This is a genomic window from Brevibacterium sp. 'Marine' (genome assembly GCF_012844365.1).
In the GTDB taxonomy this organism is placed as follows: domain Bacteria; phylum Actinomycetota; class Actinomycetes; order Actinomycetales; family Brevibacteriaceae; genus Brevibacterium.
Map to the genome: position 1 here is coordinate 2,786,747 of NZ_CP051626.1, position 11,965 is coordinate 2,798,711.

General features: G+C 65.9%; 9 protein-coding genes. 5 read left to right on the forward strand and 4 right to left on the reverse strand.

Annotated features, from left to right (window positions below; genetic code table 11):
* The first annotated feature begins 24 nt into the window (after positions 1–24).
* The 5 genes from HF684_RS12530 to HF684_RS12550 all read left to right on the forward strand — a co-directional run bounded on the left by HF684_RS12530 (position 25) and on the right by HF684_RS12550 (position 6,641).
* Entirely contained in the window at positions 25–924 is a 900-nt protein-coding gene (locus tag HF684_RS12530) for a LysR family transcriptional regulator (RefSeq protein ID WP_169252736.1), read from the forward strand.
* A gap of 224 nt (positions 925–1,148) precedes the next feature.
* Positions 1,149–2,138, forward strand: coding sequence for an ABC transporter permease (locus HF684_RS12535; protein WP_169252737.1), 990 nt, complete (start codon positions 1,149–1,151; stop codon positions 2,136–2,138).
* On the forward strand, positions 2,135–3,133 hold the full coding sequence (locus tag HF684_RS12540) for an ABC transporter permease (protein ID WP_169252738.1): 999 nt from the start codon (positions 2,135–2,137) through the stop codon (positions 3,131–3,133). The genes HF684_RS12535 and HF684_RS12540 overlap by 4 nt, the downstream gene beginning before the upstream one ends.
* Before the next feature lie 115 nt (positions 3,134–3,248).
* On the forward strand, positions 3,249–4,922 hold the full coding sequence (locus HF684_RS12545; protein ID WP_169252739.1) for an ABC transporter substrate-binding protein: 1,674 nt from the start codon (positions 3,249–3,251) through the stop codon (positions 4,920–4,922).
* A gap of 3 nt (positions 4,923–4,925) precedes the next feature.
* Positions 4,926–6,641: an ABC transporter ATP-binding protein gene (locus tag HF684_RS12550; RefSeq protein WP_169252740.1), complete on the forward strand. Its 1,716-nt coding sequence runs from the start codon at positions 4,926–4,928 to the stop codon at positions 6,639–6,641.
* 147 nt (positions 6,642–6,788) lie between these two features.
* Here HF684_RS12550 and HF684_RS12555 read toward each other — a convergent pair whose 3' ends face one another.
* The 4 genes from HF684_RS12555 to HF684_RS12570 form a co-directional block, all read right to left on the reverse strand.
* A complete protein-coding gene (locus HF684_RS12555) occupies positions 6,789–7,958 on the reverse strand; it encodes an IS30 family transposase (protein WP_169253832.1) in 1,170 nt (389 codons plus the stop codon).
* A 344-nt stretch (positions 7,959–8,302) separates the two neighbouring features.
* A complete protein-coding gene (ilvC, locus tag HF684_RS12560; RefSeq protein ID WP_169252741.1) occupies positions 8,303–9,334 on the reverse strand; it encodes a ketol-acid reductoisomerase in 1,032 nt (343 codons plus the stop codon).
* Positions 9,335–9,458: 124 nt separating this feature from the next.
* Complete coding sequence (ilvN, locus tag HF684_RS12565) at positions 9,459–9,974, reverse strand: acetolactate synthase small subunit (RefSeq protein ID WP_025779412.1); 516 nt, start codon at positions 9,972–9,974, stop codon at positions 9,459–9,461.
* A complete protein-coding gene (locus HF684_RS12570) occupies positions 9,971–11,905 on the reverse strand; it encodes an acetolactate synthase large subunit (RefSeq protein ID WP_169252742.1) in 1,935 nt (644 codons plus the stop codon). The genes ilvN and HF684_RS12570 overlap by 4 nt, the downstream gene beginning before the upstream one ends.
* Positions 11,906–11,965: the final 60 nt, after the last annotated feature.

The window sequence follows — 11,965 nt, forward strand, 5'->3', positions numbered from 1 at the left end:
GGTGAGATCACTTAGGCTTGCGCCATGCTGCTGAGCCAACTCGAGTACTTCGTCGCCCTCGCCCGGGAAGAGCACTTCGGGCGAGCGGCGGCGACTTGCTATGTCTCGCCGTCGACGCTGTCCGATGCAGTGCGCAAACTCGAACGTGAGCTCGGGGTCCCGCTCGTGCGTCGCGGCCACAACTACGAGGGCCTCACTCCCGAGGGCGAACTCGCCCTACCCTGGGCACAGCGCCTCGTCGCCGACCGGGACGCTCTCGCAGCTGAGCTCACCGCCGCTCGCGGACGTCTGACGGGGCAGGCGACGATCGCCTCCATCCCTTCGGGCACGGCCGCCTCGGCGCAGCTCGTCTCCACGCTGGGGGCGAACCATCCGTTCGTGCACACGCGCCTGCAGACCGGGATGTCGAGTGCCGAGGTCGTGGCGAAGCTGCGCGCCTTCGACATCGACGGCGGAATCATCCACCCTTCCGCCGCCGACGGGGACGATATCGTCTCCACCCCGCTGCCCGAGGTGGCCAGCGTGATCATCGCCTCCCCCGGACTCTTCCCCGTCGACACTCGCATCGTCACCGGAGCGATGCTCGCCGATGTGCCGCTGTGCCTGCTCACTCCTGCGATGCGGGCACGCCAGATCCTCGACTCCGCGCTCTTCGGCCGCGGAGTCGAACCTCAGCCCACCGTCGAAGCCGACTCGATCGAGGCGCTTCTGGCGCTCGTCGCCACCGGCCGTTGGGCTGCGGTCGTCCCCGAAACGACCGCGCTGAGGTCGGTGCTCGACTCGGTCGATTCGGACTCTCCCATCCTGTCGCTCCCGCTCACGTCACCGTCGGTGACGATGCCGCTGGCGTTCGTCCGTCTCGCGGCGCACCCGTTGCCCGCGGTGGTCGCCGCCCTGGAGTCCGCGGCCACGCTCCAACGCTGAAACTCCCCCGCACCCGCCACAGCACCGACTGCGGTGCACCATGCGTCCCGGCCCACCGCAGAGCCCCATCCGTTGAGCCTGACCTCAGACTTTGCCCAGGAATGATTCAGGGGCCATAATTGTTGAGCAGTTAAATTACCACTCCGTTCGCTTGAGGGCACCCTCCGATCATTCGGACCTCTCGGTCCCACGAGGGTACGAGCTCATCCAGCAGGAAGAAGGATATGCCCCAGGCAACACCGCCGCGCGCTCGACGCAGCTCCGTATGGACGCGCCTGAGGCGATCACGCCCCGCCGTCATCGGCCTCGTGCTCGTCATCGTCTTCGTCGCCCTCGCGCTCCTCGCACCTCTCTTCTCCGCCATCACCGGCAACAGCCCGTACGCCTACCACCCTGATGCCCTCGGTCCCGACACCGCCCCTGTAGGGCCGCTGGGCGGCATAAGTGCTCAACACTGGTTCGGTGTCGAACCCCGCACCGGCCGGGATCTGTTCGCCATCGTCAGCTACGGCGCGCAGGTGTCCCTGCTCATCGGGCTCGCCGCCACCGCGGTGTCCATCGTCATCGGCGTCATCGTCGGACTCGCCGCCGGCTTCTACGGCGGCATCGCCGACCGGCTGCTCTCGCGGCTGACCGACATCATCTTCGGCTTCCCGTTCCTCATCTTCGCCATCGCCCTGTCGGCGACCGTGCCCGCCAGCGTGCCCCGACCTCTCCTGCTCATCCTCGTCATCGGCTTCTTCGGCTGGCCGCAGGTCGCCCGCGTCGTGCGCAGCGAGACCCTGTCCCTGCGCGAACGCGGATTCGTCCGCGCCGCAGCCGCACAGGGCACCGGCACGATCCGCATCATCGTCCGCGAGATCGCCCCGAACATCCTCGCCACCGTCATCGTCTTCACGACCGTGTCGATCCCGGGCAAGATCGGCGCCGAGGCGGCTCTGTCCTTCCTCGGCGTCGGCGTCAATCCGCCGACCCCGTCCTGGGGGCGATCGATCTCCGATGCCATCAGCTGGGTCCAGGTCGATCCCATGTACCTCATCTTCCCCGGTATGGCGCTCTTCCTCGTCACACTCGGCTTCAACATGTTCGGCGACGGGCTCCGCGATGCCCTCGACCCGTCCGAGGCGGAGACCTCCACGACCACCGGCACCGAGGCGGCCCCCACCGCTGCGCCGGTATCGACCGATCCCCTGAGCGCGGGAGGGCAGGCATGATCCGCGCGAAATTCATCGGCTCCCGCCTCCTCGGCGCCATCCTCGTCCTGCTCATCATCGCGGCCGCGTGCTTCGCGATCTTCTACCTCATGCCCGCGAACCCGGCACAGTATTCGTGCGGCAAGCCCTGCTCACCCGAGCGTCTGGCCGAGGTCGAACGCTACCTCGGGGTCGACCAGGCCTGGTGGAAGCAGCTCGTCGACTTCCTCGGCGGCATCGTCGGCGGCCGCACGTATGGTGAGGGCCAGGCAGCGATCCACTGCAACGCCCCGTGCTTCGGCTACTCCTTCCGTCTTCGTGATTCGGTCACACACCTCATCCTCGAGCGGCTGCCGATCACCTTCTCTCTCACCCTCGGCGCTGCCGTCCTGTGGGGCCTCGGCGGCATCGCCGCAGGTCTCATCGCCGCCCTCAAGCGCGGCACGCTCATCGACAGCACCGTCATGGGTGCGGCCATCACGGGCATCTCCGCGCCGACCTACCTGCTCGGGCTGCTCGGCATCCTCCTCTTCGGCTTCACCCTCAACGTGCTGCCGATCGGCGGCTACGTGCCGTTCACGGAGAATCCGGGAATGTGGGCGTTCCACCTCATCCTGCCCTGGATCGTCCTCGCGATCGCCAACGGCGCGATCTACGCGAGGCTCACCCGCGGGCAGATGCTCGAGGTGATGAGCCAGGACTTCATCCGCACCGCCCGGGCGAAGGGTCTGCGCGAGTCGACGGTGATCGGCAAGCACGGTCTGCGCAACCTCGTGCTGCCGCTGACGACGCTCTTCGCCATCGACATCGGCGGCCTGCTCGGCGGGGCCGTGATCACGGAGAAGGTCTTCGGTCTCGGCGGGGTCGGCACCCTCCTGCTCGAGGCGGTGACGAACCTCGACATCCAGGTCATCGTCGGCGTCACCCTCTTCGCCGCGGCCGTCGTCATCATCGCCAACCTGATCGCCGACCTCAGCTACTCGGTCCTCGACCCACGGATCAAGGCGAGCCGATGATCGGGTCACGTGTGCACATGCGGACAGGGCCGCCTCGGCACCGATGTCCGCACCACCCGACCATCGCCGCACCATCATCACTCATCGCGCTTCGCACACCATCGAAAGGCACATCATGAAACGCTCGGCACTCATCGCCGCGACCCTCTCCCTCGGGCTCATCCTCACCGGGTGCAACGCCAACCCCGAGCTCAACGAAGACGGCGGAGAGTCCAATACCCTCGGCGACACAACCAAGGGCGGGACTCTCAACATCTTCTCCGACGCCCCTGACCTGGACTTCGATCCGGGCAAGAGCCAGGGCCTGGCGATCACGTCCCTGTCGTTCGTCCACCGCCGTCTGACCACCTGGGACATCCAGCCCGGGAAGCAGGCGAAAGTCGTGCCGGACCTCGCCACCGACACCGGAAAGTCCAGCGACGACGGAAAGACCTGGACCTTCACACTCAAGGACGGACTGAAGTACGAGGACGGCTCGGACATCACCTCGGCCGATATCAAGTACGGCATCGAACGCTCCTTCTCCACCGAGCTCTCCGGCGGTCTCAGCTACCACAAGACCTTGCTGCAGGGCGGAGATGACTACACGGGCCCGTTCAAGGGCAAGGAACTCGACTCGGTCGAAACCCCGGATGACACGACCATCGTCTTCCACCTCGACTCGGCCTTCGGCGACTTCCCGTGGATCGCTTCGATGCCGGCCTTCTCTCCCGTGCCCGAGGACAAGGACGATCCCGGCAAGTACGGGCTCGACCCGATCGCCTCCGGACCGTACAAGGTCGAATCGAACAAGTCCGGCGCCGAGGCGGTGCTGACCCGCAACGACAATTGGGACGAGAAGACCGACCCGGTGCGCACCGCCGGTCCCGATGAGGTCGTGTTCAAGCTCGGCCAGGATGCTTCGGTGACCGCGCAGGCGCTCATCTCCGATTCCGGGGATGCGAAGGACGGCTTCTCCGCCAGCTTCGTGCCCGCCGCCCAGCTCGCGCAGGTGCAGAATGACCCGAGCGCGAAGTCCCGCCTCGTCACCTCCGGCCCCGGAGCCCTGTCCTACCTCGCGATGAACAACGACGCCAAGGGCCTCGACGACGTCAAGGTCCGCCAGGCGATCAACTACGCGGTGAATAAGGACACCTTCCGCATCGCCGCCGGCGGTGAGATCTCCGGCGATTTCGCCACAACACTCATCACTCCGGGCATTCCCGGACGTGAGGAGTACGACCTGTACAAGGCCGACCCGAAGGGCGATGTGGCCAAGGCGAAGTCGCTGCTCAAGGAATCGGGTGCGAAGCTCGGCACGCTCAAGCTGCTCGTCGCCAATGACGCCACCTCGGTCTCCGAGGCCCAGGCGATCCAGGAGGCTCTGGCCCGTGTCGACATCACGGTGACGATCAAGTCCGTCGACTCGAATACGTTCTCCGCCGACGCCACGGATGCGAAGGGCGATTTCGATCTCGCGCTGAGCTCGTGGCAGCCGGACTTCCCCTCGGCCAACGGCAATATCGCCCCGCTGTTCGACTCCTCGCAGATCGGCAACGGCAACTACAACATCTCGCACTACGACAACGACAAGGTCGATGCCCTCATCGAGCAGGCCACCGAGACCGTCGATCCGACCGAGGCGCAGAAGATCTGGGCCGAGGCCGACAAGACGATCATGGAGGACGCTCCGATCGTGCCGCTGACCTACAACAAGAACTCCTACCTGCACGGATCGAATGTGGAGAATTTCGTCATCGGCGACTTCCCTGCCTACCCGGTCTACTTCAAGGCCTCGCTGAAGGGCTGATCCATGGCTGCCGATCCGCAACTCTCCCCCGCCGAGGCGGCCCTGTCCTACCGTGGGCATTCCGTATCCTTCGGCGACCGTGTGATCACCCGGGATGTGTCCTTCGACCTCGTGCCGGGACGGATCCTGGCCCTCGTCGGCGAGTCCGGATCCGGCAAGTCCGTGACCGCGCTGGCCGCGCTCGGGCTGGCCGGGGCGGCCGAACAGACCGGTTCCGTACGACTTGCCAGGACCGGGTCGGAGGGGATCGACCTGGTGGGAATCGATGCGGACCGGCTGCGCTCCGTGCGCGGTGCGGAGATCGGGATCGTGTTCCAGGAGCCGATGAGCGCGTTCAATCCGATGTTCCGCCTCGGCCATCAGATCGCCGAGGCGGTCCGCGCTCACCGTCCCCACGCGGGCTCCTCGACGGGTGGAGCGACACCCGCTGCGGGAGATTCCGTCACCGACCGCGTGCGCGCCCAACTGGCCAAGGTCGGACTCGACGACCCGGAGCGGGTCATGAGGGCTTATCCGCACGAACTCTCCGGCGGTCAGCTGCAGCGAGCGATGATCGCCCTGGCCACGATCAATGCACCGCGCGTGCTCATCGCCGACGAACCGACCACGGCCCTCGACGTCACAGTGCAGACGGGCATCCTCGACCTGCTGCGCCGGCAGGCCAGCGAGGAAGGGCAGGCCGTCCTGCTCATCACCCACGATATGGGCGTCGTCGCCGACATCGCCGACGAAGTGGCCGTGATGAAGGACGGACGGATCGTCGAGACCGGTGAGGTGCGCAGGCTCTTCTCCGCCCCGCGGGAGGAGTACACGAAGCAGCTCCTCGCCGCTGTCCCCCGTCTCGGCGCCGCTGCTCTGACCGACCGTGAGTCGGCACCGAGCGGACAGACGCCGTCCGTAACAGGGCCTGCCCCGCTTGCCGCGGAACTCCGCTCCGCGAGCGTCGTGCACCGGACCTCGGCCGGACCGTTCACTGCTGTCGATGACATCGACCTGCAGATCCCGGCGGGTTCGATCACGGGACTCGTCGGCGAATCCGGGTCGGGCAAGTCGACGATCGCCACCGTCCTCACCGGCGGGCAGAAGCTGACGACCGGTCGGGCCTTCGTCGACGGTCAACGGGTGAGCACTCGCCCGAACCGACGGCAGCGCCGGCGTCGAGCCGATATCGGCGTGGTCTTCCAAGATCCGCGGGGCTCGCTCAACCCGCGGCGGACGGTCGGAGCGCAGATCGCCGAACCGCTGCGCGTCCACCGCAGCCTCGACCACGCGCAGATCAGGTCACGAGTGGCCGGACTCCTCGATGACGTCCAGCTGCCGGCGGACTTCGCCTCCCGCTATCCGCACGAACTCTCCGGCGGACAGCGACAGCGCGTGGCCATCGCTCGTGCCCTGTCCTTGGAGCCGAAGCTGCTCATCGCCGATGAACCGACCTCGGCCCTCGACGTCTCCGTCCAACGCGGCGTGCTGCGGCTGCTTGCCGAACTCCACGACGCCCACGAGTTCGCGTGCCTGTTCATCAGCCACGACCTCGCGGTCATCGAACAGCTCGCCTCCACTGTCGTCGTGCTCCGGGACGGTCACATCGTCGAACAGGGCTCTGCCTCCCAGGTGCTCACGCGCCCTCAGCAGAGCTACACTCGCGAACTCATCGACTCCGCACCGGTCCCCGACCCGGAGATCCAGGCCGCCAGACGTGCGGCCCGACTGGCCGCATAGGGTCTCGACTGGCCGCATAGGGCACGGCCGCCTCGGCGAGGTCGGACGACAACGATCGGGCCCATCTCCCGGAATCTGCCGGCATGGATGCGAAGGAGCCCCGGACACCTCGTGGCAGTTTCTAGGGGTCCTCGCAACACCTGATGGTTAAGACATCATCAGTAAATCACGAAGACGCTCGGCTGGGGTATCCCAGTCGAGCGTCTTGCGTGGACGACCATTGAGCTCTTGAGCGACGTGCTCAAGGTCTTCAGGCCCGTACGGCCGCAGGTCCGTGCTCTTCGGGAAGTACTGGCGCAGAAGCCCGTTTGTGTTCTCGTTGCTGCCCCGCTGCCAGGGTGAGTGCGGATCACAGAAATAGACCGGAACCCCAGTCGCGATGCTGAACTGCTTATGCGCTGCCATCTCGGTGCCCTGGTCCCAGGTCAGTGACCCCCGCAGATGCTCTGGCAGCGTACCGATCAACCCGGTGAGCACGTCACGGACTTCCCCGGCGGTGTGCCCGCCGGGTAGATGCCCCAGGAGCACGTATCGAGTCGTTCGCTCCACCAGCGTCACGATCGCCGAAGCACTGCCTGGCCCGACGATCAGATCGCCTTCCCAATGGCCAGGCACCGCGCGGTCCTCGATCTCGGGCGGCCGCTCCGAAATCATCACCATCTCGTCGATGAATCTGGGCGTGCGCTGGCCGGGATGCTTGCGCGGCTTCCGGCGTGTCCTCCCGGTCCGCAGTGCCTCCGCGACCTCGCGCTTGAGCCCACCGCGGGCCTGGATGTACAACGCCTGATAGATCGTCTCCGGGCTCACTCTCATACTCTCGTCGTCGGGAAATTCCTTCCTTAGAGTGTGGCTGATCTGCTCCGGCGACCACCGTACCGACAGCTTCTCCTGCACGTACTCCCGCAACGACACGTGGGTGACGAGCTTCGAGGACTTCGGCCTGGACCTCGACGCTGCCCAGGCACGATGGGCGACGTAGGGCTGATAGCGGCCTTCCTCAGAACGAGCATCGAGCTCACGCTTGATCGTCGAGGCAGGTCTTCCCAGCACGCGACCGATCGCGCGCAGACTCATGCCACTGCGATACAGGTCAGCGATCGTCTCCCGCTCCTCGAGCGAGAGATACCGGGGATGGAGCACGGCCTCCACCGCCGGCAGGGCGGGAACTTCTACCTGCATAGTCATACCGGTGTTGTAATCGATTACGGTGCCATCGGGATAGATACGCGAGTTACTCACATGCCGGACACCCTGGTCCCAGTCCCGCGCTGAGCGCACGTTGACGCCAACTCTGGCCGCTGCTTCTGATTGCGACATGCCATCGGCGCGTAATTGCATGTACTCAGACTTACGAGGGTGAGGACCGTTTCCCCTGACCCCACGTCCACGGATCCCGACCCGCCGTGCCCACCCGTACGCGGTGTTCCGGTTGACACCGACCTCGCGAGCGGCGGCTGAGATCCCGATGTCCGAACGCCTCAGCGTCTCGAGAAACTTCTCTTTCAACTCATTGAACGACACGATCCCCGCAACTCCTTGAAGTTCAAGGTGTTGCGGGGATCGCTAGAACCCGCCCGTGGTGTCCGGGGCTCCTTCTTCGCACCTCTGCCCTGTGCGGAGCCTGCGGCGGAGGAATCGGGAGGTCCGCCTCGGCGAAGGGATCAGCGAGCGGCAGTGCCCTCGGTGTAGTCGTCGTCGGAGTCCTTGAGCCATGCGAACATCTTGCGCAGCTCGCGGCCGGTGGACTCGATCGGGTGCTGCTCTTCCTTGGCGCGCAGCTCCTTGAACTCCGGTGCACCGTTCTTCTGGTCGTTCATGAAGCGCTCGGCGAACTTTCCGTTCTGGATGTCGTCGAGGACGCCCTTCATGTTCTCCTTCACCTCGGGAGTGATGACCCGCGGGCCGGAGACGTAGTCGCCGTACTCAGCGGTGTCGGAGCAGGACCAACGCTGCTTGGCGATGCCGCCTTCGACCATGAGGTCGACGATGAGCTTGAGCTCGTGGAGGACCTCGAAGTAGGCGATCTCGGGCTGGTAGCCGGCCTCGGTCAGGGTCTCGAAGCCGTACTGGACGAGGTGCGAGACGCCGCCGCAGAGCACGGTCTGCTCACCGAACAGGTCGGTCTCGGTCTCCTCGGTGAAGGTGGTCTTGATGCCGCCGGCGCGCAGGCCGCCGATGCCCTTGGCGTAGGACAGGACGGTGTCCCAGGCCTTGCCGGAGGCGTCGACCTCGACGGCGACGAGCACGGGCACACCGCGGCCGTCGACGAACTCACGACGGACCACGTGGCCCGGGCCCTTCGGGGCGACCATGATGACGTCGACGCCCTCGGGAGCCTTGATGTAGTCGTAGCGGATGTTGAAGCCGTGGATGAACACGAGGGTCTTGCCGGGAGCCAGCTGATCCTTGATCTCGTTGTTGAAGATCTCGGCCTGAACCTGGTCGGGTGCGGCGATGGTGATGACATCGGCCCATGCGGCCACCTCGGCGGGGGTTCCGACCTCGAGGCCTTCGGCCGTGGCCTTGTCGCGGCTGGGCGAGCCTTCCTTGAGACCGATGCGGACTTCAGCGCCGGAGTCGCGCAGGCTCAGCGAGTGGGCGTGGCCCTGGCTGCCATAGCCGATGACGGCGACCTTCTTGCCCTGGATGATCGACAGGTCTGCATTGTCGTCGTAATAGCGTTCTGCTGCCATAGTTCTAGCTCCTTCGGATTACGGGGTGATGTCCCCATTGTTTCACAGTTCGGTATTGCTGCTCACGTTTTGAGATGAGCGGGGTTCCACAAGTTGGAACGCGAAATCAGCTGCGCGGTGTTCGTCAGCTGCGCAGGGCACGGTCGGTGATCGACTTCGCCCCGCGGCCGATGGCCACGGTTCCCGACTGCACGATCTCCTTGATCCCGAAGGGCTCGAGGACCTCGCGCAGCGCTTCGACCTTGCCGAGCTCACCGGTGGCTTCGATGCTCACGGAATCGGGTCCGACGTCGACGATCTTCGCTCGGAACATCTCCACCGCCGAGGCGACCTGCGGCCGTGTCGCCGCATTCGCCTTGACCTTGTAGATGATGTGCGCACGACGCACCGAGGACTCGGGTTCGAGCTCGACGATCTTGATGACGTTGACGAGCTTGTTCAGCTGCTTCGTCACCTGCTCCAGGGGAACATCGTTGACGTCGACGACCACGGTGATCCGCGAGAGCTCTTCGTGCTCGGTGACGCCGACGGCGAGGCTGTGGATGTTGAAGCCGCGGCGGGCGATGAGCCCGGTGAACCGGGTGAGCACGCCGGGCTTGTTCTCGACCAGGACAGAGAGTGTGTGCCGGCTGTTGTTCATTCCAGGCCTCCTTCGATCTGAGCCACGGAACGCACCGTGCCGTCTTCGTTCGCTGCGGCCTCGGCGATCGCGGCCTCGGCTTCCTCTTCGCCCTCTCCGTCGAACTCGGGACGGATGCCGCGGGCGTACTCGATCTCATCGTTCGACACGCCTGCCGCGACCATCGGCCACACCATCGCATCCGGTGGGACCGTGAAGTCGAGGACGACCGGCCGGTCGTTGATCGACAGCGCCTTCTCGATCGCGGCATCGACATCCTCGTTGCGGTCCACGCGGATCGCCTCACAGCCGTAGGCTTCGGCCAGTTTGGCGAAGTCGGGGATGCGGATCGTCTCGTGGCCGGTGTTGAGGTCGGTGTTCGAGTAGCGGCCGTCGTAGAACAGGGTCTGCCACTGGCGAACCATGCCCAGCGACGAGTTGTTGATGATCGCAACCTTGATCGGGATGTTGTTGAGCGCGCAGGTGGCCAGTTCCTGATTCGTCATCTGGAAGCAGCCGTCTCCGTCGATCGCCCACACCACACGGTCGGGCTGGCTGACCTTCGCACCCATGGCCGCGGGCACGGAATAGCCCATGGTGCCGAGTCCGCCGGAGTTCAGCCAGGACTTGGGGCGCTCGAATTCGACGAACTGAGCCGCCCACATCTGGTGCTGTCCCACTCCTGCGGCATAGACCGCCTCGGGGCCGGTGAGCGCGGAGATCCGGGAGATGACGTACTGCGGATCGCACAGTTCGCCGTGCGTCTCGTAGCCGAGCGGATAGGTCTGCTTGAGACGGTTGAGGAAGCGCCACCACGGTTCGCGCTGACGCTCCAGGGCCTTGGGGAACTTGCTGCGCATCTCTGCGAGCATCTCGGAGAGCACCTCGCGGGCATCGCCGACGATGGCCACATCGACCTCGCGGTTCTTGCCGATCTCGGCCGGGTCGATATCGGCGTGGATGACCTGGGCGTTCGGGGCGAACGAGTCGAGCTTTCCGGTCACGCGGTCGTCGAAGCGGGCGCCGATCGCGATGAGCAGATCGGCCTTCTGGAACGCGGTGACGGCCGGCACGCTGCCGTGCATTCCGGGCATGCCCAGGTGCAGCTGATGCGAGTCGGGGAAGGCGCCGCGCGCCATGAGCGTGGTGACCACGGGGATGTTCGTGGCCTCGGCCAGGCGCAGCAACTCCTTCTCCGCCTCCGAGCGGATGACTCCGCCGCCGATGTAGAACACGGGGCGCTGAGCCTCGGACATCAGGCGCGCGGCCTCGCGGATCTGCTTGGCGTGCGGCTTGAGGATCGGACGGTATCCCGGCAGCACCGGCTCCTCGGGCCAGACGAACGGAGCCGTGCCGGTCTGCGCATCCTTGGTGATGTCGACGAGCACGGGGCCGGGACGGCCGGTGGTCGCGATGTGGTGGGCGTTGACGAGCGCCGCCGGAATGTCCTCGGCGCGAGTGACGAGGAAGCTGTGCTTGGTCACCGGCATCGTCATGCCGACGATGTCGGCTTCCTGGAAGGCGTCGGTGCCGAGCAGCGACGAAGCCTGCTGACCGGTGATCGCGAGCATCGGCACGGAGTCCATGTGCGCATCGGCCAGGGCCGTGATGAGGTTCGTCGCGCCGGGGCCGGAGGTGGCGATGCACACGCCGAGCTTGCCCGATGCCGCCGCATAGCCTTCGGCCGCATGGCCGGCGCCCTGCTCATGGCGGACGAGGATGTGCCGGATCTTCTCCGTCTCGAACAGCGGGTCATAGGTGGGAAGGATGGTGCCGCCGGGAAGCCCGAATACCGTGTCGACCTCGAGCTTCTCGAGGCTGCGGACGATCGCCTGCGCGCCGGTCAGGACCTCCGGGCCGGTGTTGCGGCGAATGCTGGACGGTGTGGCTGTGACCGGCGCGGACGCGGCTTGAGTGCCCGTGTCCTTCGCGGTCGAGGGCTTGGCTGCCATCGATTCCTATCCTTCCTAGGTTTCCTTCTCATCTCCGCATGAAAAAAGCCCCTCCGGATT